The 23,535-nt window shown below is 72.6% G+C and carries 22 protein-coding genes; 11 read left to right on the forward strand and 11 right to left on the reverse strand.

The window, feature by feature from the left end:
* The first annotated feature begins 126 nt into the window (after positions 1-126).
* Together IE278_RS16180 and fxsA are read left to right on the forward strand one after the other, a co-directional pair.
* Complete coding sequence (locus IE278_RS16180) at positions 127-903, forward strand: polyprenol monophosphomannose synthase (protein WP_189772886.1); 777 nt, start codon at positions 127-129, stop codon at positions 901-903.
* A gap of 101 nt (positions 904-1,004) precedes the next feature.
* Positions 1,005-1,586, forward strand: coding sequence for an FxsA family membrane protein (gene fxsA / locus IE278_RS16185; RefSeq protein ID WP_189772887.1), 582 nt, complete (start codon positions 1,005-1,007; stop codon positions 1,584-1,586).
* Between the two features lie 271 nt (positions 1,587-1,857).
* On the opposite strand, the gene IE278_RS16190 is transcribed toward fxsA, so the two are convergent.
* The 4 genes from IE278_RS16190 to yczE form a co-directional block, all read right to left on the reverse strand.
* Positions 1,858-2,232 carry an RNA polymerase-binding protein RbpA gene (locus tag IE278_RS16190; RefSeq protein WP_003977404.1) on the reverse strand — a complete coding sequence of 125 codons (375 nt, stop codon included), beginning with the start codon at positions 2,230-2,232 and terminating at the stop codon, positions 1,858-1,860.
* Between the two features lie 255 nt (positions 2,233-2,487).
* Positions 2,488-3,858 (reverse strand): MFS transporter, encoded by a 1,371-nt coding sequence (locus IE278_RS16195; protein WP_189772888.1) that lies wholly within the window; start codon positions 3,856-3,858, stop codon positions 2,488-2,490.
* 88 nt (positions 3,859-3,946) lie between these two features.
* Positions 3,947-4,714: a glycerophosphodiester phosphodiesterase family protein gene (locus IE278_RS16200; protein WP_189772890.1), complete on the reverse strand. Its 768-nt coding sequence runs from the start codon at positions 4,712-4,714 to the stop codon at positions 3,947-3,949.
* On the reverse strand, positions 4,711-5,451 hold the full coding sequence (gene yczE / locus IE278_RS16205) for a membrane protein YczE (protein WP_373312000.1): 741 nt from the start codon (positions 5,449-5,451) through the stop codon (positions 4,711-4,713). Before yczE ends, IE278_RS16200 begins: the two co-directional genes overlap by 4 nt.
* A gap of 34 nt (positions 5,452-5,485) precedes the next feature.
* On the opposite strand from yczE, the gene IE278_RS16210 reads away from it, so the two are divergent.
* Positions 5,486-6,985 (forward strand): SCO1417 family PLP biosynthesis transcription factor, encoded by a 1,500-nt coding sequence (locus tag IE278_RS16210; RefSeq protein WP_189772892.1) that lies wholly within the window; start codon positions 5,486-5,488, stop codon positions 6,983-6,985.
* 246 nt (positions 6,986-7,231) lie between these two features.
* Here IE278_RS16210 and IE278_RS16215 read toward each other — a convergent pair whose 3' ends face one another.
* Complete coding sequence (locus IE278_RS16215; RefSeq protein WP_189772894.1) at positions 7,232-8,833, reverse strand: P-loop NTPase family protein; 1,602 nt, start codon at positions 8,831-8,833, stop codon at positions 7,232-7,234.
* 37 nt (positions 8,834-8,870) lie between these two features.
* Entirely contained in the window at positions 8,871-9,065 is a 195-nt protein-coding gene (locus IE278_RS16220) for a hypothetical protein (RefSeq protein WP_041991757.1), read from the reverse strand.
* A 334-nt stretch (positions 9,066-9,399) separates the two neighbouring features.
* Here IE278_RS16220 and IE278_RS16225 point away from each other — a divergent pair, with 334 nt between their 5' ends.
* The 5 genes from IE278_RS16225 to IE278_RS16245 all read left to right on the forward strand — a co-directional run bounded on the left by IE278_RS16225 (position 9,400) and on the right by IE278_RS16245 (position 15,107).
* A complete protein-coding gene (locus IE278_RS16225) occupies positions 9,400-9,792 on the forward strand; it encodes an ankyrin repeat domain-containing protein (protein ID WP_189772896.1) in 393 nt (130 codons plus the stop codon).
* Between the two features lie 300 nt (positions 9,793-10,092).
* Positions 10,093-11,511, forward strand: coding sequence for a HEAT repeat domain-containing protein (locus tag IE278_RS16230; protein ID WP_189772898.1), 1,419 nt, complete (start codon positions 10,093-10,095; stop codon positions 11,509-11,511).
* A 358-nt stretch (positions 11,512-11,869) separates the two neighbouring features.
* Positions 11,870-13,033, forward strand: a complete 1,164-nt coding sequence (locus IE278_RS16235) for a glycosyltransferase family 4 protein (protein ID WP_189772900.1) — start codon at positions 11,870-11,872, stop codon at positions 13,031-13,033.
* Positions 13,030-14,229 carry a glycosyltransferase gene (locus IE278_RS16240; protein ID WP_189772902.1) on the forward strand — a complete coding sequence of 400 codons (1,200 nt, stop codon included), beginning with the start codon at positions 13,030-13,032 and terminating at the stop codon, positions 14,227-14,229. Before IE278_RS16235 ends, IE278_RS16240 begins: the two co-directional genes overlap by 4 nt.
* On the forward strand, positions 14,226-15,107 hold the full coding sequence (locus tag IE278_RS16245; protein WP_189772904.1) for an SGNH/GDSL hydrolase family protein: 882 nt from the start codon (positions 14,226-14,228) through the stop codon (positions 15,105-15,107). The genes IE278_RS16240 and IE278_RS16245 overlap by 4 nt, the downstream gene beginning before the upstream one ends.
* 178 nt (positions 15,108-15,285) lie before the next feature.
* On the opposite strand, the gene IE278_RS16250 is transcribed toward IE278_RS16245, so the two are convergent.
* Genes IE278_RS16250 through IE278_RS16270 form a run of 5 tightly spaced genes read right to left on the reverse strand, consistent with a single transcriptional unit; the run spans position 15,286 to position 19,743 of the window.
* Entirely contained in the window at positions 15,286-16,158 is an 873-nt protein-coding gene (locus IE278_RS16250) for a 5-oxoprolinase subunit C family protein (protein WP_189772905.1), read from the reverse strand.
* Positions 16,158-16,778 carry a 5-oxoprolinase subunit B family protein gene (locus IE278_RS16255; protein ID WP_189772907.1) on the reverse strand — a complete coding sequence of 207 codons (621 nt, stop codon included), beginning with the start codon at positions 16,776-16,778 and terminating at the stop codon, positions 16,158-16,160. The genes IE278_RS16250 and IE278_RS16255 overlap by 1 nt, the downstream gene beginning before the upstream one ends.
* Positions 16,775-17,557, reverse strand: coding sequence for a LamB/YcsF family protein (locus tag IE278_RS16260; protein WP_189772909.1), 783 nt, complete (start codon positions 17,555-17,557; stop codon positions 16,775-16,777). Before IE278_RS16260 ends, IE278_RS16255 begins: the two co-directional genes overlap by 4 nt.
* A 36-nt stretch (positions 17,558-17,593) precedes the next feature.
* The gene (locus IE278_RS16265) at positions 17,594-18,424 is read right to left on the reverse strand and encodes a putative hydro-lyase (protein ID WP_189772911.1); all 831 of its coding nucleotides are present in this window, start codon (positions 18,422-18,424) and stop codon (positions 17,594-17,596) included.
* A complete protein-coding gene (locus tag IE278_RS16270; RefSeq protein ID WP_189772913.1) occupies positions 18,421-19,743 on the reverse strand; it encodes an MFS transporter in 1,323 nt (440 codons plus the stop codon). The genes IE278_RS16265 and IE278_RS16270 overlap by 4 nt, the downstream gene beginning before the upstream one ends.
* Positions 19,744-19,930: 187 nt before the next feature.
* On the opposite strand from IE278_RS16270, the gene IE278_RS16275 reads away from it, so the two are divergent.
* The 3 genes from IE278_RS16275 (at position 19,931) to IE278_RS16285 (ending at position 23,400) form a co-directional block, all read left to right on the forward strand.
* Positions 19,931-20,623 carry a GntR family transcriptional regulator gene (locus tag IE278_RS16275; RefSeq protein WP_189772915.1) on the forward strand — a complete coding sequence of 231 codons (693 nt, stop codon included), beginning with the start codon at positions 19,931-19,933 and terminating at the stop codon, positions 20,621-20,623.
* Between the two features lie 205 nt (positions 20,624-20,828).
* Positions 20,829-22,355 carry a hypothetical protein gene (locus IE278_RS16280; protein WP_189772917.1) on the forward strand — a complete coding sequence of 509 codons (1,527 nt, stop codon included), beginning with the start codon at positions 20,829-20,831 and terminating at the stop codon, positions 22,353-22,355.
* Positions 22,356-22,521: 166 nt separating this feature from the next.
* Positions 22,522-23,400 carry a hypothetical protein gene (locus IE278_RS16285; RefSeq protein WP_107019603.1) on the forward strand — a complete coding sequence of 293 codons (879 nt, stop codon included), beginning with the start codon at positions 22,522-22,524 and terminating at the stop codon, positions 23,398-23,400.
* The last annotated feature ends 135 nt before the right edge of the window (positions 23,401-23,535 follow it).

The following is a 23,535-nucleotide window of genomic DNA, read 5'->3' on the forward strand; positions in this document are numbered from 1 at the left end:
TCGTGCGACCCCTTTTCCCCTCGTACGACCCCCTTGTGTGACTTTTCAAGTCGGCGCCTTACCTGCGGGAAGAGCGGCGCTCGCTATGGTGGTGCCCCTCTCGCACGGAAGTTTTAAGGGGAAGCTGTGAACGACGGCGTTGAGCGACGGTTCGGTCCGCTCGGCACGACCTTGGTGATCATCCCGACCTTCAACGAGGCGGAGAACATCAAGAGGATCGTCGGCCGGGTCCGGGCGGCCGTACCCGCGGCGCACGTCCTGATCGCCGACGACAACAGCCCCGACGGCACCGGCAAGCTCGCCGACGAACTGGCCGTCGAGGACGAACACGTCCACGTCCTGCACCGCAAGGGCAAGGAAGGCCTCGGCGCCGCCTACCTGGCGGGCTTCACCTGGGGCCTGGAGCACGGGTACGGGGTCCTCGTCGAGATGGACGCCGACGGCTCGCACCAGCCCGAGGAACTGCCCCGGCTGCTGACCGCGCTCAAGGGCGCCGACCTGGTGCTCGGGTCCCGCTGGGTGCCCGGCGGCCGGGTGGTGAACTGGCCCAAGTCCCGCGAGTTCCTCTCGCGCGGCGGAAGCCTGTACTCGCGTGTCCTGCTCGATGTGCCGATCCGTGACGTCACCGGCGGCTACCGGGCCTTCCGGCGCGAGACCCTGGAGCGCCTCGGCCTCGGCGAGGTCGCCTCCCAGGGCTACTGCTTCCAGGTCGACCTGGCCCGCCGGGCGGTCAAGGCCGGCTGCCATGTGGTCGAGGTGCCCATCACCTTCGTCGAACGGGAACTGGGCGACTCCAAGATGAGCCGCGACATCCTGGTGGAGGCCCTGTGGCGGGTCACCACGTGGGGTGTGGGGGAGCGGGCGGGGCGGGTGCTGGGGGGGCGCAAGCAGCCGGGGGCCTGAGCCGAGCCCGAGCCGGGTTCCCGCCTCCTGGTCCACAGGCTGGGCTGATCGTCCGTTTACGCCTTATGCCGTACTGAGCCCTGGCCAGGCACACTGGAGGCATGACGACTGGCGCACCGATCCCGCCCTCCTCCACCCCCGGCCCCACCTCTCGTCGGCCCCGGCGTTCACGGCTGCTGAGGTTCCTGCCCCTGGGCGTGGCCGCGTGGCTCGTGCTGGAGGTCTGGCTGCTGACGGTGGTGGCGGGTGCGGCCGGCGGCTTCGCGGTCCTCCTGCTGCTGATCGGCGGGTTCGTCCTCGGTTCCGTGGTCATCAAGCGGGCCGGGCGCCGGGCCTTTCGCGCGCTGAGCGAGACGCTGCAACAGCAGCAGAGCGGGGCGTTGCCCCAGGGCAGGGCCAATTCCGAGGGCAACGGGCTGATGATGCTCGGCGGGCTGCTCCTGATGCTGCCGGGGCTGGTCTCCGACGTGCTCGGGCTGCTGCTGCTGGTGCCGCCGGTGCAGAAGGCGGTCGGGCGGTATGCGGAGCGGACCTTCGAGCGGAAGGTGCGGGAGGCTTCGGGGGCGTTCGGGAGCGCCTTTCAGCAGGCTCGCATTCATCGGCCCGATGGGAAGGTGGTTCAGGGCGAGGTGATCCGCGAGGACAGGGGCAACGAGGGCTCGCACCCTCCCCTGACCGGCTGAGCAGGCGGGACGGTTCCCTCGCCCCCGCCGCCCCTACCCGTTCCCGTCCCTGAATGGGGGCTCCGCCCCCTCGCCCCCGCTGCGCAGTTCCCCGCGCCCCCAGGCACCTGGGGGGCGCGGGGAACTGCGCAACGGCGGCCGCAGCGGGCCCGTACCGACATTCCTGAAACCGAGCCCCACGTAAACGCACAGAACCGCAGGAACCGTGCCCGAAGGCACGGCGCCCGCGGTCGCGTGCGTGCGCTGTATGCCGCTCAACCCCCGGAAGGGATCACGCGGACTTGCGGCTGTCCCGAGGGTGGACCGCAATGTTCATGGCTCCGGATCGAAGCACGGCCAGGCGCTCTTCGAGGACCTCTTCGAGCTCCTCTCGCGTACGCCGTTCCATCAGCATGTCCCAATGCGTACGCGCGGGCTTGGCCTTCTTCTCTTCAGGGCCGTCGCCGTCCACCAGGAGTGCCTGGGCCCCGCAGACCTTGCACTCCCACTCCGGCGGGATCTCCGCCTCCACCGAGAAGGGCATCTCGAATCGATGGCCCTTCTCGCATGCGTACTCCACGGCCTGGCGCGGGGCCAGGTCGATGCCGCGGTCCGTCTCGTAGCTAGTCACCACGAGGCGCGTGCCGCGAAGAGCTCGCTCACTCATGAATCGTGCCTCCCGGGCTTGTCGCCCACAGGACAGGTGTCGCTGTCGTCGTCATCCGGTCAACGTCCGGTCGGCGGTAAAGATTCCCGCTCCGGGTCATGCGTCGCCGTCGTAGCCGCCCGTTGTTGTACCCACCTGCGCCCGGTTTGTCACATCTGACAGTAGATGTCACCCCGTGTTGCGACATCTTTGACGCGCAGTAACGGTACGCCTGGCAGGCCAAACGCGTACACTACCGCCCTTTGGCGCTGAGCGCTAAATCCTCGCGGGAACGGGGTTGCCCGCGTCGCGTACCGCCCGGCGCACCGGAACCCGCGCGAGCAGCGCGAATCCCAGGACGAAGAAGGCCACGAGCGAGAGGATCGCGTCCCGGTAGCTGCCCGTCAGCTGGTAGGTCACGCCGAACACGAGCGGTCCCAGCCAGCTCATGCCGCGGTCGCTCATCTCGTACGCCGAGAAGTACTCGGCCTCCTTGCCGGGCGGCACCAGATGCGAGAACAGGGACCTGGAGAGGGCCTGGCTGCCGCCGAGGACGAGCCCGATCCCCGCGGCGAGGGCGAAGAACCAGCCGGGTGCTCCCGCGGGCAGGAAGTAGCCGGCGGCCAGCGTGAGGGTCCAGGCGACCAGGGACGCGAGAATGATCCGTTTGGCGCCGTACGTCCGGGCCAGCCGGCCCATGCCGAGGGCCCCGGCCACCGCGAGCAGCTGGACCAGCAGTACGGCGACGATCAGCGTCGACTGGTCGAGGCCCAGCTCCTCGGACCCGTACACGGAAGCCTGTGAGATGACCGTCTGGATGCCGTCGTTGTAGACGAGGTACGCGAGGAGGAAGGCGAGGGTGAGCGGCTGGCGGCGCATGTCGCGCACGGTCGCCGCCAGCTGCCGCCAGCCGCGCGCGGACGTGCCCGGCGCATCCGCGGGTGAGTCCGCCGCGCGGCGGTCGCGCAGCCGCTTGAGCGGTATGAGGGTGAAGGCGCCCCACCAGACGCCCGCGGAGGCCAGACAGATGCGGACCGCCATCGCCTCCGAGACGCCGAAGCTGTCGTGGGCGGTGTAGAGCACCAGGTTCGCCACCAGGACCAGCGAGCCCGACGCGTAGCCGAAGGCCCAGCCCCTCGATGAGACGGCGTCGCGCTCCTCCGGAGGGGCGATCTGTGGAAGATACGAGTTGTAGAGGGCCATCGAGACGGCCAGCGAGGAGTTGGCCACGACGAGCAGGAGGCCGCCCAGCAGATAGCGGTCGCCGTCCAGGAAGAACATGCCGGCCGTGGCCGCGGCGCCCAGATAGGCCGAGAGCGCGAGGAGCGGCTTCTTGCGGCCCGTACGGTCGGCCGCCGCGCCCGCCAGGGGCATCACGACGATCGACAGGATCACGGACGCGGACACGCTGTAGGCGAAGAACGAGCCCGCGCGCAGGGGGATCCCCAGCGGGTGCACGAATCCGTCCGCGTCCGCCGCGGCCTTGGCGACCGACGTCAGATAGGGGCCCAGAAACACGGTGAGCACGCTCGTCGAGTAGACGGAGCAGGCCCAGTCGTAGAAGTACCAGCCGCGTTGCTCGCGCCGCCGTTCGGCGGCCCCGGCTGCCCCGTCGGCCGCCTGTTCCCGCACGGTGTCGGTGCCCACCCGTGCCCTCGCTTCCCCGTCGTGCCCCAGTGCGCGGACGCTCCGTCGTGCCCCCGCGGGGGGATACCGCGTGGTGCGCCGGGGCCGCTCAGACCCAGGTGCCGCGGTCCCGCAGGACCCCGCGCAGCGTCTCGATGTGATCGGTCATGATGCCATCGACTCCCAGGTCCAGAAGCCGGTGCATCCGCTCGGGCTCGTTGACCGTCCACACGTGGACCTGCAGCCCGCGCGCGTGGGCGGTGCGCACGAAGCGCCGGTCCACCACGGGTATCCCCGACTGGGCCTCGGGAACCTGGGCGCAAACCGCCGAGCGCCGCACCGCGGCGGGCAGACCCCACGACTTCAGACGCAGCCCGAGGACACCCCGGGTGCCGTACGAGGTGGCCAGCCGCGGGCCCGCGACGCGCTGGGCCCTGGCGACCCGCGCCTCGGAGAAGGAGCCGACACAGACGCGGTCCCAGGCGCCGGTGCCGCGGATCAAATCGAGGAGCGGGAGCAGCGCGGGCTCCGCCTTCACGTCGACGTTCCACCGGACGTCGGGGAAGGTCTCCAGCAGTTCCTCGAAGAGGGGGACCGGTTCGGCGCCCGCCACGCGCGCGTGCCGTACGTCGTCCCAGGGGAGGTCCGCTATCCGGCCCGCGCCGTCGGTCACCCGGTCCAGCGTCGCGTCGTGGAAGGCGACGAGTTCTCCGTCCGCCGTGGCGTGCACGTCGGTCTCGATGTACCGGTAGCCGGCCTCGACCGCGCGGCGGAACTGGGCCACGGTGTTCTCCAGGCCGTCGGCGGCCCCGCCTCGGTGGGCGAAGGCTATGGGCCCGGGATGGTCGAGGTAGGGGTGGCGTATGCGCGAGATCACCCGCGCAGTATCGCCCGCCCCGATGGCCCGTCGGCAACGGCCGTGCTGCCGTGCGGTGATGACGGGGGTACGGCGAACACGCGCAGGAAGAGCTGGGCCAGCGGGCCGATGGACACCGCGTACAGGACCGTGCCCGCACCGACCGTGCCGCCCAGGACGAAGCCGGTCACGACCACGGCCACTTCGAGGGTCGTGCGCACCAGGCGGATCGACCGGCCGGTGCGCTGATGGAATCCCGTCATCAGGCCGTCGCGCGGGCCCGGACCGAAACGGGCCGCTATGTAGAGGCCGGTCGCCACGCCGTTCAGCAGGATGCCGGCGGCCATCAGCGGGATACGGACCGAGAGGGCGTGCACGTCCGGCAGCAGGGCGAGGGTGCCGTCCATCGCGATGCCCACCACGAAGACGTTGGACACCGTGCCGAGGCCTGGGCGCTGGCGCAGCGGGATCCACAGGAGGAGGACCAGGGCGCCCACGATGATCGACACGACGCCGATCGTCAGCCCGGTCCGCTCGGCGAGGCCCTGATGCAGGACGCCCCAGGGCTCCAGACCCAGGCCCGCCTCCACGAGGAGCGCCGAACTCACCCCGTACAGGGCCAGCCCCGCGTACAGCTGGAAAAGGCGGCGGGTGAGGTGCCGGGACGGCGGCGGGCTGGACACGATGTGCTCCCCTGGTGATGCGGTGGTGTCAGTGGACTGACTCGTGACACTCTGTGGCACGAGGAGAAACCTCATCCATGGCCAATTCGGGGAAGGTGGACTGGAAATCATGGCGCAGTGGACTTCGGCGGTGGGGGCCGCCCAGCTTGCCAGGCTGCTCAACTCCCAGCAGGAGCGCCCCGCGGGGCCCGGTACGCGCCGCCCGCCCGCCTACCGCGCCCTCGCCGACGGCATCCGGCTGCTCGTCCTCGAAGGCCGGGTCCCCGTGGCCGCGCGCCTGCCCGCCGAGCGCGAACTGGCCCTCTCCCTGTCCGTCAGCCGCACCACCGTGGCGGCGGCCTACGAGGCACTGCGCGCCGAGGGCTTCCTGGAGTCCCGTCGCGGCGCCGGCAGCTGGACCGCCGTACCGGCCGGGAACCCGCTGCCCGCGCGCGGCCTCGAACCCCTGCCGCCCGAGACCCTCGGTTCCATGATCGACCTGGGCTGCGCGGCCCTGCCCGCCCCCGAACCCTGGCTCACCCGCGCCGTCCAGGGCGCCCTGGAGGAGCTGCCGCCGTACGCCCACACGCACGGCGACTATCCGGCGGGGCTGCCCGCGCTGCGCCAGACCCTCGCCGACCGGTACACCGCGCGCGGCATTCCCACCATGCCCGAGCAGATCATGGTGACCACCGGGGCCATGGGGGCCATCGACGCCATCTGCCACCTCTTCGCCGGTCGCGGGGAGCGCATCGCCGTCGAGTCGCCCTCGTACGCCAACATCCTTCAGCTGATGCGCGAGGCCGGGGCGCGGCTGGTGCCCGTCGCGATGGCCGAGGGGCTCGCGGGCTGGGACATGGACCGCTGGCGGCAGGTGCTGCGCGACGCGGCGCCCCGGCTCGCGTACGTCGTCGCCGATTTCCACAACCCGACCGGCGCGCTCGCCGACGAGGACCAGCGGCGGCAGCTCGTCGACGCCGCGCGGTCGGCGGGGACCGTGCTGGTCGTGGACGAGACCATGAGCGAGCTGCATCTCGACGAGGGGTTCGAACGGCCGCGGCCCGTCTGCGGGTTCGACCCGGCCGGGTCGACGGTGATCACGGTCGGTTCGGCCAGCAAGGCCTTCTGGGCGGGCATGCGGATCGGCTGGGTCCGCGCGGCGCCCGACGTGATCCGCAGCCTGGTCGCGGCGCGCGCGTACGCCGACCTCGGCACCCCTGTCCTGGAGCAGCTGGCCGTCAACTGGCTGCTCAGCACGGGCGGGTGGGAGCAGGCCGTGGACGTGCGGCGCGACCAGGCCCGCGAGAACCGGGACGCGCTGGTGGGGGCGCTGCGCCGGGAACTCCCGGACTGGGAGTTCGACGTGCCGCGCGGCGGGCTCACGCTGTGGGTGCGCACGGGGGGCCTGTCCGGCTCGCGGCTGGCGGAGGTCGGTGAGCGGGTGGGGGTACGGGTGCCGTCCGGGCCCCGGTTCGGGGTGGACGGGGCCTTCGAAGGGTATGTGCGGCTGCCGTTCACCGTCGGCGGCGCGGTCGCCGACGAGGCCGCTGCGCGGCTGGCGGCGGCGGCGCGGCTGGTGCGGTCCGGGGCGAGCGGGGGAGCGGAGGGGCCTCGCACATTCGTGGCGTGACCCCCGCGCGGGTCGCTTCACGGGTGCGGGTCCGCTGCGGGTGGTTGCGCAGTTCCTCGCGCCCCTGGGTGGGTGGGGCCCCGGGCGGTTTTCGGGTGCGGGCACGCCGTGGCCTGTTGCGCCGTTCCCCGCGCCCCTTATAAGGGGCGCGGGGAACGGCGCAGTCTTTTGGTTTTTAGGGGCGCGGGGAACTGCGCAACCCCGGCTACAGCGGGGCCGCAGCCGAAAAGCCGCCTCAGCTTGGGATCAGGCCTCCGCGATCGCGCCCACCGGGCCGGGGCCCGGCGCCTGTGTCGGGGTCGGGGCCGGGGGCGTGGCCGGGGTGGCGTCCGCCGGGGTGGCCGTGGGGGCGGGGAGCAGGGCCAGTACCGCTTGGCGGTGCGTCTCGCTCGTCGCCTCGTCGTACGGGTCCGGAGTAGCCGGCACCTGGAGACGGTGGACGGGCCCGGCGCCCAGCCGCGCATACCCCCGCCCCGCCGGGACGTCCGGCGTGGGAGTCGTGTGCGGCGGAGCCCCCAGCACCGCTTCGAGCTGCCCCGCCGAAGCCCGCCCGAGCACGACACGCGCGTGTGTGTGCCCCAGTACCGTCTCGCCGAGCGACTCCACCGCGTCGAACTGCTCCGCCACCACGACCGTGACCCCGGCCGCCCTGCCGTGCCGTAGCGGCACCTGGAGGAGGGTCTGCGGATCACTCCGGCTGTCGGCCGCCGCGAGATGGCCGAGCGCGGTCGGCCGGTCCAGGAGGAGCCAGAGCGGACGCCTCGTGTCCTCCGGCGGAGTCAGGCCCGCCTGCCGCGACCGGTTCGCCGCGATCAGCCGCCGCTCCGTCTCGTGCGCCGCCCATTCGAGAGCCGCCAGCGCGCCGGACAGACCGCATTCGATGCCCAGGACGCCGTCGCGCCCCGTCAGGCACGCGTACTCGCCCGTACCGCCGCCTTCGACGATCAGTACGTCACCGTGCCGCAATGCCTGCAGCGCGATCGAGCGCAGAAGAGTGGTCGTGCCGCTGCCGGGGCCGCCGACCGCGAGCAGATGCGGCTCGGTGGAGCGCACGCCGGTGCGCCAGACCACCGGGGGGACGTCCCGCTGCTCCTGGCCGAAGTCGAGGGGGAGCGTGCGCTGGACGCCGGCCGGGTCGGTGAAGCCGAGGACGGTCTCGCCCGGCGCCGTCACGAACCGCTGGGCGGCGATGTCCGTGGGCAGCGGAGGCAGGACGGAGACCGAGAGCTGGTTGCTCTCCTCGTCCCACGCGAAGCGGTACTCCCGGCCGCGGCCCGACTTGGCGTGCAGCAGTTGCTCGATACGGGCCCGGGAGGCGGCCTCCCCGTCCGTGAAGTAGGCGGGGTAGCGCACGGACAGCTGTGAGACCCGGCCGGTGTCGTCGAACTCGTACGCGTCGAAGGCCTTGTCCCACTCGCCGCCGTGGGCGTACAGCGGGGCGGGGTCCTCGGGGACGGAGAAGTACGGGACGAGCGCTTCGTAGAGGGACTCCAGGCGCTTGCTCTGTGAGTCGTCGGGGCCTGTCGGCGTGGCCGGGGTGCGGTCCCTGCCCTGCCATGCGGCCGCCGCCATCAGGGTGATGACGGCGAGCAGCGGCCCGTACGGGATGAGGGCCACGATCAGGACGACCGAGGCCACCAGGAACAGCAGTGGACCGCGCCGGTCCTTGGGGGTGTCCGCCCATTTGCGCCGGCCGGCGGCCGCCAGCCGGCGCAGTCCACGGCTGATGGTGATCAGCGGGTGGAGGACGTCGGTGGCGCTGTCGGCGGCCGTCCGGGCCAGGTCCCTGCTGCGGGCGATCTGCGCGCTGCCGGTACTCAGAATGCGGGGGAGGGGGCGCCGGGCCACTGCTGTCTCCTGGAGGTGCGTGCGAACGGGGTGGGGGTCAGAACTTGATCCCGCCGAGCAGTCCGGCCAGGCTCGCGCCGCCCGCCGTGATGCTCGGGGCGATGGCCGTGCCCGCGAGGTAGAACCCGAAGAGGGCGCTGACCATCGCGTGCGAGGCCTTGAGGCCGTCCTTGCGGAAGAAGAGGAAGACGATGATGCCGAGCAGGACCACGCCTGACATGGACAGGATCATGATTGTTTCTCCTGGATCGATGGGGACAGTCACCATGAGTACTTCCAGGCTCACAGCATGTATCCATACGATAAAAGGTGCAACTGGGTGAAATTCTGCTTATTTCACCCTGATGGACCCGCTCGGCGAGGCCCCTCGATGGCCCGCTCGGGGATTTGTCGGTTTCGTGGTGATCCTTGCCTCGGGTGGGCCAGGTCATGTGCCCCGCGAAGCCAGTACCCTGGCGATTCACCCGTACGGTCGCACCGCTACGGCCGCACGTTCCCGTTCAGTCCCGTTCGTCGTCGCACCGTTCCCGAGGTGCGAATCCCCCCAGTGAGAGGCGGTCCCGTCGATGAGTGAAGCGCCCGACCCCGAGGTCGTGGAGCTGGCGACCAAGATCTTCGATCTGGCCCGGCAGGGGCAGACCGAAGCACTCGTGGCGTACGTCGACGCGGGTGTTCCGGCCAACCTCACCAACGACCGCGGCGACTCGCTCGTGATGCTCGCCGCCTATCACGGCCACGCCGACGCCGTGAGCGCCCTCCTGGCGCGCGGGGCGGAGGCGGACCGCATCAACGACCGAGGCCAGACTCCGCTCGCCGGGGCCGTCTTCAAGGGGGAGGACGCCGTCATCCGCGTCCTCCTGGACGCGGGCGCGGACCCCTCGGCCGGCACGCCCTCCGCCGTCGACACGGCCCGTATGTTCGCCAAGGCCGAACTGCTCGACCTGTTCGGAGCACACTGAACCATCCGCCTTGACCAGGCGAAACAGCTTTTTTGGGGGAGGCGGAACGGGGCCGCCGGAAATGCGGTCGCGGCAGCGAGAACCGCTGGGTCATCATGACGTCGTGATTCACGGACGCGATGGCTGGGCAGGTGTTGCCGCACCGCGCGGACCGTGATGCGGCCCGCACGGGCCACCGACGAGAGGCAGAGGAAGATGGTCTACAGCAAGCAGGAAACGGCGGGCGCCCCGACGTGTTGTCACGCGGCCAGGTAAAGCAGGATCCCGGTTGCGTCGACGCTTGATGTGAGGCTGTTTCCCATGTTCGATCCGGTCATAGCGCCCAGCGGTACGCTGCTCGGCCTGCTCCAGAGGGGCCGCGGCGACGGCACGCTGCACGCGCTCACCGCACCGCGGGCCGAAGCGCTCGCGGCACTCAACCACTGTGTGCTGAGCGACCCCCGCCACGACTGGCAGGTGGAGAACCGCTCGCTCTACTACGCCCGTCTCCACCTCGACCTGGGTGGCGGCCTCGACGAGATCGAGGCCCACCTCTTCGACGCGGCGGACGTACTCGACACCGACGAGTCACGCACGGGCCTCGCGCTCGCCGTCCTCGGCCACCTCGCCTCGTACGGCAGGCGCGACGCCCTGGAGCTGCTGCGGCGGTACGCCGCCCGCGGCGCCAACTGGGCCTGGGCCCTCGACGAGCTGGCGCTGCGCGACGACGACGCGGGGCTGCGCGCCCTCGCGGTCCCCGTCCTCGCCCGATTCTCCACCGATCCAGAGGGCGAGGCCGAGCTGGCGGCGGTCGTACGGGACTCCTTCGAGCCCCGGCCCTGGCGGCTGTGGGCCGACGATCCCCGCGCATCCGTCGGCACGCGCGTGCGTGCCGCTTCGGAGAGCGGGTCCTTCGACCGATGGCAGCAACAGATGCGACCGACCGGGCCCCGCCCCGGCTGGAGCGTGCGGGCCGTCTTCGAGTGGGCCCAGCAGGGCATCGAGCGCGGGGCCGCGCTCCATGTGCCCGCCGCGCGCTGCCTCACGGCCGTCGCCGGACCCGAGGACCGCCCCGAGATCGTCGAGGCCGCCCGCACCGGGGACGACGGCGCGCGCTGCACCGCCCTGCGCTATCTCGCCGACAGCCACGATCCCGACGCACTGGACCTGCTGGAGGCCGCGCAGGCCGCCGGCTCACCCCTCGTGGTGGAAGCCGCCGTGGACGCCTTCGAACGGATGCGGAGCGTCGCCGCCGTCCAGCGGGCCCGCGGCTGGGCCCACCGGCCCGACGCCCTGGGAGAGGCCGCCGGCCGCGTCCTCGCCTGCCGGGGCGGAGCGCAGGACAGCGAACTGGTCCTGGGCGCCCTGCGCGAAGCCGTACGGGGCGAAGGGCCCGACGCGCAGACCCTGTGGACCCTCGTCGACGGCGCCGGACGGCTCGGTATCGCGGGGGCGGCACCCGTCCTGCGGCACGTCTACCGTGAGACCGCCTCCTCCCATCTGCGCGGCCGGGCGGCCCGCGCCCTGGCCGCCACCGACCCCTCCTTCCCCGCGGGATTCGCCGTCGAATGCCTGTGGGACTGCGAGGAGACCACCCGCGAAGTGGCCGCACGGCACGCCGAGACCGGCGACGCCCGCGTGGTCGACCAGCTCCGCCGGCTCGCCGCCGACCCGGCCGAGGAGGCCGATGTGCAGACCGCGGTCCGCAGCCGCATCGGACCGGACGCGTCCGCCGTGTGAGACCGCGCTGAGAGCGTGCTGAGGCCCGGCTGACGGCGCTGAACCGTGCTGACCGCGCTGAGACCACGCGCGGCAGCCGTGCCGAGCGCCGTGCGCGACCGGCGTGCGTGACCGGCCTGCACGACCGGCCTGCACGACCGGCGGGCGTGGCCGAGTGCGCGCCCCGCTGTGCGACCGGCCGTGCGACCGGCGTGTGAGCGTTTCGTCGTCGGCCCGTATCCCGCCGGTACGGGCCCGGACGCCGGAGCGTGACCGCTTCGTGATGAGAGCGCGTGCGGAGCACAACGCTCATGGGACGTTCCTCATCCGGAAAGATCCACGTTGACGCGGCCACGTCCAGCACGACGACAACACCCGTATGCGTGTCGTCATCGTCACCGAGTCCTTTCCCCCCGATGTGAACGGCGTGGCCCACTGCGCGCTCCAGACCGCCCGGCATCTCGTCGAGCGCGGTCACACCCCGGTTGTCGTCGCTCCGGCAACCTCCCCCAAGCTCTCGACCCCCTCCGAGCAGACAGGCGCCTCCTTCGGGCGCGGGTCCGAGACCTCCGCACCGTGCCCCGTCGTCCGCATCCCGTCCCTGCCGCTCCCCGGCTACCCCCAGGTCCGCGTCGCTCTCCCCAGCCGACGCGTCGCCGCCGCGATCACCGCACACCGTGCCGACATCGTGCACCTGGCCAGCCCCTTCGTCCTCGGCGTCCGCGGCATGGCCGCCGCCGGCCGGCTCGGCATCCCCGCCGTGGCCGTCTACCAGACCGACCTCGCCGGCTACGCCCGTACGTACATCAGCACGGGCGAGGCCACCGCCTGGCGCCGTATCCGCTCCGTCCACGCCGCCGCCGACCGCACGCTCGCCCCGTCCACCGCAGCCCTGCACGACCTGGAGGCGCACGGTGTGCCCCGGGTGCGGCTGTGGCCGAGGGGCGTCGACACCGTCCGTTTCCGACCTCAGCACCGGGACGACGCCCTCCGTCGTGAACTCGCGCCGAACGGCGAGCTGATCGTCGGCTACGTGGGCCGGCTCGCCCCCGAGAAGCAGATCGAACTCCTCGCCGGAGCCTGCGGGCTGCCGGGCGTACGCGTCGTCGTCGTGGGCGACGGCCCCAGCCGGCCGAGCCTGGACCAGGCGCTGCCGGGAGCCGTCTTCCTCGGCCGCCGCACCGGCGACGAACTCGCCCGGATCTTCGCCTCCCTGGACGTCTTCGTGCACACCGGCCCGTTCGAGACCTTCTGCCAGACCGTCCAGGAGGCGATGGCCAGCGGCGTACCGGTCGTCGCCCCCGCCGCGGGCGGTCCGCTGGACCTGGTGGCGCACGGCCGCACCGGGCTGCTCGTCCCGCCGCGCGACGAGGCCGCCGTGCGCGACGCCGTGTGGTCGCTCGCCGCCGACCCCGCGCTGCGGGCCGCGTACGGCGCCGAGGCACGGCGTACCGTCGAGGGGCGCACCTGGGCCGCCGTCGGGGACGCGCTCATCGACCACTACACGGACGTCCTGGCCGGCCGGGCGGTGGTGGCGGCATGAACGAGTCCCTGAGCATCGTGCGGCTCGCCAACTTCGTCGCCCCCTCCTCGGGGGGCCTGCGGACCGCGCTGCGCGAACTGGGCGCCGGCTACCTGGCGGCCGGGCACCGGCCCGTCCTGATCGTGCCCGGCGAACGCGCCTCGGACCGCGAGACCGAACAGGGGCGCGTCATCACCCTGCCGGGCCCGCTGCTGCCCGGCACCGGCGGCTACCGCGTCCTCACCGACAGACGACGCGTGGCGGCGCTCCTGGAGACGCTGGCCCCCGACCGGCTTGAGGTCTCCGACCGTACGACGCTGCGCTGGACCGGCGTCTGGGCGCGGCGCGCCCGGGTACCCGCGGTGATGGTCTCCCACGAGACCGCCGACGGTGTGCTGCGCACCTGGGGCATGTCGCCGGGCCTGGCACGGCGGACCTCCGACGCCATCAACATCCGTACCGCGCACCACTACGCGCGCGTCGTGTGCACCACGGAGTTCGCGGAGCGCGAGTTCGTCCGCATCGGCGCCCGCAATGTCGTACGCGCCCCCCTGGGCGTCGACCTGGAGGGGCGGCACCCCGCGCTGCGGGACCCGGCGATCCGGGCCCGGTACGCGCGCGTGGACCAGACACTGCTGGTGATGTGCTCCAGGCTGTCCGTCGAGAAGCGGCCCGGTACGGCACTGGACGCGCTGGAGGCGCTGCTGCGGGGCGGACAGCGCGCGGTGCTTGTCGTGGCCGGTGACGGGCCGCTGCGGGCCCGGCTCGAACAGCGGGCGCGCGAACGGCGGCTGCCGGTCACCTTCCTCGGGCACGTCGCCGACCGTGCGCTCCTCAGCGGTCTGCAGGCCTCCGCCGACGTCTGCCTGGCGCCGGGGCCCGCCGAGACCTTCGGGCTCGCCGCGCTGGAGGCCATGGCCTGCGGCACGCCCGTCGTCGCCAGCGCCACGTCCGCTCTCCCGGAGGTCATCGGCTCCGCCGGAGCCACCGCCGCGGACACCGGGTCGGCCTTCGGCGTCGCGATCAGGATGCTCCTGGACCGGCCCGAGGACGAGCGCCGGGAGGCGGCACGCGCGCGTGCCGCCTGTTTCGGGTGGCCGGCCGCCGTGGCGGCGTTCCTCACCGCGCACGACGCGGCCGTCCGGGTGGGGGCGCCGGACTCGCTCCCCGCCACCGCCCTCCGTCCCGTGACACGGCCTCGGGAGGGTGTCGCATGAGACCCCTGCGGTTCGTGGCGCTGGGCGACTCCCTGACGGAAGGGGTCGGTGATCCCGTGGGCGAGGGGTGGCGCGGCTGGGCCGCGCTGCTCGCCGCGGGGCTGGCCCCGTCGAGGGCGTCCGGGGCGGCGGTGGAGTCGGTGGAGTCGGTGGAGTTCCGCAATCTCGCGGTCAGCGGCGCGCAGACGCGTGACGTCCTGGAACGCCAGCTGCCGGCGGCGCTCGCCGAGCGGCCCGACATCGCCTCGGTCGTCATCGGGGTGAACGACACCCTGCGCTGCACGTTCGACATCCATGCTGTGGCCGGGCGCCTCGACGAGGTGTACGCGGCGCTCACCGGACAGGGGGCCGTCCTCCTCACCGCGTGTCTGCCCGACCCCGGGACGATGCTGGGGCTGCCGGGGGCGCTCGCGCGGCCGCTGGCACGGCGTCAGCGGGCCGTGAACGCGGTCGTGCACGCGCTGTCCGAGCGGTACGGGGCCGTGCATCTGCATGCCGCGGAGGGTGACTGGGTCACGGACCGGGGCATGTGGAGCGCGGACCGGCTGCATCCGGGGGAACGGGGGCATCGGCAGCTCGCGCTGCACTTCCACGCGCTGTTGGCGCAGGCGGGGCTCGCCTCGGGGCCGGTGCCGAGTGCTGTGCCCGAGTTTCCCGGGCCCTCGCGGTCGGCGAGCCTGTGGTGGCTGGCGACCTCTGGGACGGGGTGGGTGGCCCGGCGGTGCACCGACCTGCTGCCGCAGCTTCTCGGCCTCGCCGCTTCCGAGGTGCGGCATCGGGTGCGGGGCACTGGCGTGCGGCTCGATCTCGCGGCGTCTCGGGCGGTGGCGGCTGCGCTCGCGGGGGTGGCGGTGGCGGATCAGGCCGACGCGGCGTGAGGCTTCGGGTGTGTTTTGCCCCTGGGGTGCGGTGGGTTGGTGCGGGTTCGTTGTGCTGGCCGCGCCGTTCCCCGCGCCCCCTAAAAGATTGCGCCGTTCCCCGCGCCCCTAAAGGCGAAAAGACTGCGCCGTTCCCCGCGCCCCTAAAGGCGAAAAGATTGCGGCGTTCCCCGTGCCCCTAGAGGGCTGGGCCGCCTAGGACGAAGCGGAGTGGGGTGCCCGGGGTTGCCTGGGCTGTGGGGGGGAGGTCTTTGGGGTGGATCACGGCTATGACCGGGTAGCCGCCTGTTGTGGGGTGGTCCGCCAGGAAGACCACCGGGCTGCCGTCCGGGGGGACCTGGACCGCGCCCAGGACCATGCCCTCGCTGGGCAGTTCGCCGCCGATCGCCCGCTCCAGGGCGGGCCCCTCCGTGCGCAGGCCGATGCGGTTGCTCGCCGAGGACACCCGGTAGGTGTGCGTGGTGAACGTGTGCCAGGCCGCCGCCGTGAACCAGTCGTCGCGTGGGCCGGGCGTCACCCGCAGGACGAGTTCGGCCGGCGGGGACGGCTGCGGGACGACGTCCACGCGCGCGGGGAGGGAGTACGGCTTCCCCAGGGGCAGCACCGTTCCGGCGGTGAGGGGCGGCGGGCCGAGGCCCGACAGGAGGTCCGTCGAGCGGCTGCCCAGGACCGGCTCGACGGTCACCCCGCCCGACACGGCCACGTAGGCGCGTACTCCGGAGACAGCCGTTCCCACCGACAGCAGGGCGCCGGCAGGCAGGTGTACCGGGGCACCCCACGGGGCCGGGCGGCCGTTCACGGACACCGGGCACGGGGCGCCCCCTACGGCGACCGTGACCGCCGAACGCGGCCGCAGGTCGCAGCCGTTGAGCGTCGTCTCCAGGAGGGCCGCGTCGGGCGGATTGCCCACGAGCCGGTTCATCAGGGCGGCGGCGGGCGCGTCCAGGGCACCCGAGCGCGGTACGCCGAGGTGTGCGTGGCCCGGGCGGCCCCGGTCCTGCACCGTGGTCAGCGCCCCGGCCCGAACGACGACCAGTGCGCGGTCCGTCATCAGGAGTCCACCGGCACGAAGCGGACCGGCGTGCCCGGCGACAGCAGCGCGGCCGGCACACGCGCGTGGTCCCACAGGACGGCGTCCGTCGTGCCGATCAGCTGCCAGCCGCCCGGCGACGAGCGCGGGTACACGCCCGTGTACGGGCCCGCGAGGCCGACGGAGCCCGCAGGGACGGTCGTACGGGGTGTCGCGCGCCGGGGGACGCCGTAGCGGGCAGGGAGACCGGTGAGATAGCCGAAGCCGGGGGCGAACCCGCAGAAGGCGACCCGGAACTCGGCCGCCGCGTGGATGCGCGCCACCTCGTCCGGGGACACGCCCCACAGCTCGGCGACGGCCGCGAGGTCGGGGCCGTCGTAGCGCACCCGGATCTCCACGACGTCCTTCGCGGGCGGCGGGACGGGCGGGAGGCGGGCGGTGGACAGCTGCGCGGCCAGCCGGGACGGGGACGGGTCGTCGAGGCCGTCCAGGAGCACCGTGCGGGCCGCGGGGACGATCTCGCGCACGGAGAGGGAACCCTCCGCGCGACGGCGGAGCAGATCGGCGTGCAGGGCCTGTGCCTCCTCGTCCGTGGACACCTCGACGAGCAGCGCGCGGTCGCCGACCGGCAGTGCCCTCATACGAACGCCTCCACGCGGACGCCCGCCTCCTCCAGCCGTGCCCGGACCCGGCGGGCCAGGTCCACCGCGCCGGGCGTGTCGCCGTGCAGGCACAGGGAGCGGGCCCGTACGGCGATGTCACGGCCCGAGTGGGACGTGACGACACCAGAACGGGCGAGGCCCACCGAGCGTTCCACGACGTCCTCCGAACGGGTGATCACGGCCCTCTCCCGGCCGCGCGGCACGAGCGTGCCCTCGTCGGTGTACGCGCGGTCCGCGAACGCCTCCGTGACGACCGGGAGCCCGGCCTCGGCCGCCACGTCGAGGAACCGGGAGCCGGGCAGCCCGAGCACCGGCAGCGAGGCGTCGGCGAGCCGTACCCCGTCCACGACCGCCCTCGCCTGCTCCTCGTCGCGCACGACACGGTTGTAGAGCGCGCCGTGCGGTTTGACGTACGCCACGCGCGCGCCCGCCGCGCGCGCGAAGACCTCCAGGGCACCGATCTGGTACGCCACCTCGGCCGCCAGTTCGTCGGGCGGCACGTCCATCGCGCGCCGCCCGAAGCCCGCCAGGTCCCGGTAGGAGACCTGCGCGCCGATCCGTACACCGCGCTCGCTGGCGAGGTCGCACACCCGCCGCATGGTGGAGGCGTCCCCGGCGTGGAAGCCGCAGGCCACATTGGCACTGGTGACGACGGACAGCAGCTGTTCGTCGTCGGTCAGGTGCCAGCGGCCGAAACCCTCGCCGAGATCGGCGTTGAGATCGATCGAGGTACCGACGGGGGTGCCGGTGGAGGTCATGAGGTGTCCGTTCTCCGGTCGGGCGGCTCTGACGGCTCAGGCGACGCGGTACTGCTCGTCGCGGGCGTCCGTGATGAACATCCGGCCCGGCGCGTGGGTGATGGCGAACGGCGGGCGCGAGGCCATCACCGCGGCCTGCGGCGTCACCCCGCAGGCCCAGAACACCGGGATGTCGTCCGGCTCGAAGTCCACCGGGTCGCCGAAGTCGGGGCGGCCCAGGTCCTCGATGCCGAGGGCACCCGGGTCGCCGCAGTACACCGGGCTGCCGTGCACGGCGGGCAGCAGACTGGTCTCCCGGATCGCCACGGGCAGGTGTTCGGGCGGCACCGGACGCATCGACACCACCATGGGCCCGTGCAGCCGTCCGGCGGGCCTGCACTGGCGGCCCGTCACGTACATGGAGACGTTGCGTCCCTGCTCGATGTGGCGCATCGGGACGCCCGCGTCGGCCAGCGCCCACTCGAAGGTGAAACTGCACCCGATGAGGAACGACACGAGGTCGTCGCGCCAGTGGGCCAGCACGTCCGTGGGCTCCTCCACCAGCTCGCCGTGCTCCCACACCCGGTAGCGCGGCAGGTCGGTGCGCAGATCGGCGTCGTCGGCCAGGACGGTCGTCCAGGAACCGGCGTCGGTGACGTCCAGCACCGGGCAGGGCTTCGGGTTGCGCTGGCAGAACAGGAGCATGTCGTACGCCCAGTCGGCGGGTACCGAGATCAGGTTCGCCTGGGTGTGGCCCGCCGCGCAGCCCGCGGTGGGACCCGACACGCCCGCCCGGAAGCGGGAGCGTGCCTCTGCCGGGCTCCACGCGTGCGCGTGGTCGTCGAGAAGGTTGAGCGGGCGGTGCCGTGTGCTCTGGGGCCGGGTCACTGGAGCTCCTTCCCACGGGTCTCGGGCAGACCGATCAGGGCCAGTGCCGCGAGACCGTATCCGATCGCGCCGAAGACCAGCGCGCCCCCGACACCCCAACTGTCGGCCAGGAAGCCGACCAGGGTCGGGAAGACCGCGCCCACGGCACGGCCCGTGTTGTACGTGAAGCCCTGTCCCGTACCGCGTACCGCCGTCGGATACAGCTCGCTCAGGAACGAGCCGAAGCCGCTGAAGATCGCCGACATGCAGAACCCGAGGGGGAAACCGAGCACGAGGACGAGGGTGTTGGCGCCGCTCGGGATGTTCGCGTAGGCCAGGATGCAGATCGCCGAGAGGATCGCGAAGAGCAGGATGTTGCGTTTGCGGCCCAGCTTGTCGGTGAGATAACCGCCGGTCAGATAGCCGATGAAGGCTCCGGAGATCAGGAACGCGAGATAGCCGCCGGTGCCGACGACGGACAGTCCGCGGTCCGTCTTCAGGTACGTCGGTACCCAGGTGGCCAGCGTGTAGTAGCCGCCCTGGACGCCCGTGGAGAGCAGGACCGCGAAGAGTGTCGTCTTCAGGAGGCCCGGCGCGGCGGCCGTGCCCGGCTTGAAGATCGCCGCGAAGGAGCCCTTCTCGGGGCTCTCCTTGCGGCGTTCGGCCGCCTCCGGGGCGTCCTTGACCTGACGGCGTACCCAGACGACCAGCAGCGCCGGCAGGGCGCCGGTCCAGAACATCACGCGCCAGGCGATGTCGTCGTCGAGGAACTGGAAGACCAGCGTGTAGACGATCACCGCGAGTCCCCAGCCGACGGCCCACGCGCTCTGGACCGCGCCGAGCGTACGGCCCCGGTGCCTGGGGCTCGCGTACTCGGCGACCAGGATCGCGCCGACAGCCCACTCACCGCCGAAACCGAGCCCCTGGAGCGCGCGGAAGACCAGCAGGGTCTCGTAGTTGGGCGCGAAACCGCAGGCCACGGTGAAGACCGCGTACGTGATGACGGTGATCATCAGCGCCTTGACGCGTCCGATCCGGTCCGCGAGGACACCCGCCGCCGCGCCGCCGACGGCGGACACGACGAGTGTGACGGTCGTGAACAGCCCGGTCTGACCGCTGCTGAGACCGAAGTACGCGGCCAGCGCCACCATGCTCAGCGGCAGTGTGAAGTAGTCGTACGAATCCAGGCCGTAGCCGCCGAACGCGCCGCCGAAGGCACGGCGGCCGCGCGGCCCGAGAGCCCGCAACCAGGCGAACGCGCCCTCGTCGGCGGTGGGTACACCCGCTTCGGGGCGCGTCTCGGTGGGGGGCAGGGCCTGCGGTGGAGGGGTCGTGCTCATGGGCACCTCGCAGATGAGGGACGGGAGGGTGCTGGGGACTGAGCCGTGCCGTGCGGAAGTCGTCGGCGCCGGGACGAGCGGGTGGTGCCCGGCGAAATCCGGTGCCTGCTTAGCAAGGTAGAGGATCGTTGAACGATCCTTCAATACCCATGTTGTTTCGTTCTTGTATCTGCGATTGAATTCGAGCGTGGCCGAACTGAACGGACTGGCGGACGACCGCGCGCTGCTGGGCCGCACCAGCACCGCCGAACGGGTCTCGGACATCCTGCGGAGCCGGATCGCCGACGGGTACTTCCCGCCCGGCAAGCGCCTGTCCGAGGACAGCATCGGCGGCGCGCTCGGCGTCTCCCGCAACACCCTGCGCGAGGCGTTCCGGCTGCTCACGCACGAACGGCTGCTGGTCCACCAGCTCAACCGCGGTGTCTTCGTACGGGTGCTGACCGTCGAGGACGTCGAGGACATCTACCGCACCCGCGGCCTGGTCGAATGCGCGGTCGTCCGCGGCCTCGGCAAGCCGCCGTACGCGCTGGACGGCCTCGCCGAGTCGGTCGCGGAGGGGCGGCGGGCGGCCCACGAGGGCGACTGGAAGGGCGTGGGCACGGCCAACATCCACTTCCACCAGGAGCTGGTGGCACTCGCCGGCAGTGCCCGCACCGACGAGCTGATGCGCAGCGTCTTCGCCGAACTCCGTCTCGCCTTCCACCTGGTGGACGACCCGAAGCGCCTCCACGAGCCCTACCTGGCCCGCAACGGCCAGATCCTGGAGGCCCTGCAGACCGGCGACCACGAACAGGCGGAAAGCCTCCTGGCGGTGTACTTGGACGACTCCCGCAAAAGGGTCACGGAGGTATACAGCCGCAGAGTGGCAGAACCCCTATAGGGGCGGGACCACCAAGGGGCGAGGGGAACGGCGCAGTCTTTCGTCCTTCAGGGGGGCGGGGAACGGCGCGGTCTTTCGCCTTCCAGGGGCGCGGGGAACGGCGCAATCCTTCGCTTTCAAGGTGCGCGGGGAACCGCGCGACCACCCCACCGCACCCAGCGGAGCGTTTCGGTAGATGTCAGACCCAGGACCTAGTCTGTGCACCGTGACTTCGCCTGCATCGACGGACAGCGCTCCGCCCCAGCTCAGCGCGGGGCCGCGCCCCGCCCTGGGCCCGGCCGCCGACGAGGGCCTGGCGCGGCGGCTGCGCGCGCTCGCCTGCACCGCGCCCCTGCACGACCTCGACGTGCGCAAGGCGAACCTCGCGGGTGAGTACTCGGTGTACGGCATGGCGGAGGTCGCCCTCGCCTCCATCGACCTGATCACCCTGAACATGGACTTCGACACGGGCGCCGACCACGACCAGATAGTGGCCAGGCTCATCCCCCGCATCGCCGCCCAGGCCCCGCGCCGGCCGGTCGCCGAGCACGAGCGGGTGGCCCGCTGGGTCCTGGAGAACCTGATCAACGTCGGCAGCGTCGACCGCGGCTTCCGCGCCGTGTACGGCACTTTCGCGCCCGACGGCTCGTACGTGCGCCGCGACTACGACTTCAAGCTGATCGAGGAGGTCGCGGGTTACGGAGGAAGCGTGTACCTCCGTACGACGGACGAAGCGGTCAACGTCCTCGTGGGCGCCCTCGACACCGACGTCACCAGCGCGCAGATCGCCGCCGAGGTCAAGCTGGAGGTGCTGATCAGCCGGGGCCGCCTCGCGGACGCCCAGCTCGCCGCCGAGCAGGCCCGCTACCGGACCGTGCAGTACTCGGAGACGCTCCGCAGGGCCCTGGACGCGACCCGGCGCAACGTCCGGGCGGTGGACTGGCTGCAGGCCGTGCCCGACATGATCGCCGAGGCCCTCGACCACGTGGCCGACCGCTACCGCCACGAGAACGCGATCCTCACCAACATCCGCAAGGCGCGTGACGAGTCGGAGGACCCCGAGCAGAAGCGCCGGGCCGCCGAGCTGGTCGACATCGTGAAGGACTGCATCCGGCGCCACACGCAGTTGCAGTCCCGGCTTCTGGAGGCCGGGCCGCTGTTCCGTGCGGAGCAGGACCGGCAGGCCTTCGCGACTCCGATGACGACCTCCGGGATAGACCTCTACGGCCATCTCGTGGCCCCCGTGCTGCCGCTGCCCCTGGAGCAGGCGCTGCGGGTGACCGACGCGTTCTTCGCGCGCGGGACGGGGCTTCGCACCCCCGCGTCCGTCCGGGTCGGTGACCTGGTCGACCTGCTGCTGACACCGCCGGTGGAGCGGGAGCATCTGGGGGCGGAGATGCCCGAGCCCGACCTGATCGCCACGCCGGACGACAGCCGGTTCAGCGAGGAGCAGCTCGCCGCCGCCATGGAACTGCTCGACCTGCCGGCCGACGCGCCGCGCCGGCTGTCCGGGCTGCTCGCCGACGCGCGGCGGCAGGATCCCGAACTGCCCTATCTCGTCGCCCTGCTGGCGGTGCACGCGGCCAGTCCGCCGGTCGGTACCGCGTACCGACAGGGCGAGGAGCGGCTGCTGTTCGCCGTGGACGACGGGGTCGAGCTGGACGACGAGGAGTTCGGCGGGGCGGATCTCATCGTGGGGATGGCTCTGCTGGATGTCGCGGGGATGACGGCCGGCCGGACGGAGGTCGCGTGAGCGGTTGCCGGAGCGGAGTGGGGTACCGCGGGCGGGCTGTGACGTGCGGGCCGTCCGTGGCCGGTCGCGCAGTTCCCCGCATCCCTGAGGGCACCCCTGAGGGGGCGCCTGGCCTGGGCCCCGATACGCACAGGGGTCGCGTTTCTCGTAGCAAGGAGTGTCAGTCGTGAGTGAGCAGGTCGAGTGGAGTGAGCCGGAGGCGGTCGCCGCGGCGGTGAGTGCCCCCGTCACCCCTGCCGACACCGCGGACGCGGCACGGCTCGTGGCTTTCGGGCTGCAGCCCAAGACACAGCCCGCGCGGGATCAGGAGTACGCGGAACTGCTGCGGCGGTACCGCGAGGATCCCCCCTTCGCGCGGCTCGCCGACGCCGTGGCCACCGGGCTCGGGCTCGTCGTCCTCGAGGTGTCCCCGCGGGCCGGTATGGCGGTGACCGCCGCCGAGGACTCGGTGTTCGCCGTGCGCATGGGTGACTACGCGCGCCGGGCGTCCGCCGACTCGGGCGACCGGTTCCTGCACGGCCTCGCCCACCTCGCCGTCGCCGCCCTGGCCTTCCCGAGGCCCGAGGACCTGGCGGACGACGGCTACATCGGGCGCGTCTCGGTCAACGGCGTCGACGCGTTCGTACGGCAGGCCTGCCGGCGTCTGGAGGAGCGGGCCGAGGAGCAGGGGGAGAACACCGACCCGGCCACGGACGCGCCGGGGCTCGAGGCCGCCTGGCGTATCTGGGCGCGGCGCAGCTCCGCCGGAGCCACCAAGGACGCGCGAAGACTGGCCGGTTCCACCACCGGCATCGTCGGCAAGGCCGCCGCGTTCCTCACCGACTCCGGGTTTCTGCAGCGCACCGGGGACGACGCCGGGGGGACGTACCGCACGACCGCCCGCTATCAGCTCCAGGTGCGAGACATGGCGGGCAGCGCCGCCCTGGCCGAGCTGCTGGAGCTGGGGGTCGTGCCGGTGACCGACGGCACCGCGAGCCTGATGCCGGCCGACGACACCGACGACCTGGAGCTGGCCGCGGACGCCGGACTGCCCTTCCACTCGTAGCCGACCGGACCCCGACCCGACCCCACCCGACCCGTCCAGGTCAGGCCCGTCCAGCCCAGGCCGGACCGGCCTGATCCGACCCCGTCCGACGACCCGACCACCGCCACCTTCGACTCCCCTCCGCCCCCTCCCGCC

Origin of the sequence: Streptomyces tauricus (assembly GCF_014650955.1) — a bacterium.
GTDB lineage: Bacteria > Actinomycetota > Actinomycetes > Streptomycetales > Streptomycetaceae > Streptomyces > Streptomyces tauricus.

Bases quoted from the DNA above. Each gene is read 5' to 3' on its own strand.
- IE278_RS16245 (WP_189772904.1), top strand. From the start codon at position 14,226: ATGAGACCCCTGCGGTTCGTGGCGCTGGGCGACTCCCTGACGGAAGGG.
- IE278_RS16250 (WP_189772905.1), bottom strand. From the start codon at position 16,158: ATGACGGACCGCGCACTGGTCGTCGTTCGGGCCGGGGCGCTGACCACG.
- IE278_RS16190 (WP_003977404.1), bottom strand. From the start codon at position 2,232: ATGAGTGAGCGAGCTCTTCGCGGCACGCGCCTCGTGGTGACTAGCTAC.
- IE278_RS16270 (WP_189772913.1), bottom strand. From the start codon at position 19,743: ATGAGCACGACCCCTCCACCGCAGGCCCTGCCCCCCACCGAGACGCGC.
- IE278_RS16225 (WP_189772896.1), top strand. From the start codon at position 9,400: ATGAGTGAAGCGCCCGACCCCGAGGTCGTGGAGCTGGCGACCAAGATC.
- IE278_RS16235 (WP_189772900.1), top strand. From the start codon at position 11,870: ATGCGTGTCGTCATCGTCACCGAGTCCTTTCCCCCCGATGTGAACGGC.
- yczE (WP_373312000.1), bottom strand. From the start codon at position 5,451: ATGAGGTTTCTCCTCGTGCCACAGAGTGTCACGAGTCAGTCCACTGAC.
- IE278_RS16220 (WP_041991757.1), bottom strand. From the start codon at position 9,065: ATGATCCTGTCCATGTCAGGCGTGGTCCTGCTCGGCATCATCGTCTTC.
- IE278_RS16230 (WP_189772898.1), top strand. From the start codon at position 10,093: ATGTTCGATCCGGTCATAGCGCCCAGCGGTACGCTGCTCGGCCTGCTC.
- fxsA (WP_189772887.1), top strand. From the start codon at position 1,005: ATGACGACTGGCGCACCGATCCCGCCCTCCTCCACCCCCGGCCCCACC.
- IE278_RS16240 (WP_189772902.1), top strand. From the start codon at position 13,030: ATGAACGAGTCCCTGAGCATCGTGCGGCTCGCCAACTTCGTCGCCCCC.
- IE278_RS16255 (WP_189772907.1), bottom strand. From the start codon at position 16,778: ATGAGGGCACTGCCGGTCGGCGACCGCGCGCTGCTCGTCGAGGTGTCC.
- IE278_RS16210 (WP_189772892.1), top strand. From the start codon at position 5,486: ATGGCGCAGTGGACTTCGGCGGTGGGGGCCGCCCAGCTTGCCAGGCTG.
- IE278_RS16260 (WP_189772909.1), bottom strand. From the start codon at position 17,557: ATGACCTCCACCGGCACCCCCGTCGGTACCTCGATCGATCTCAACGCC.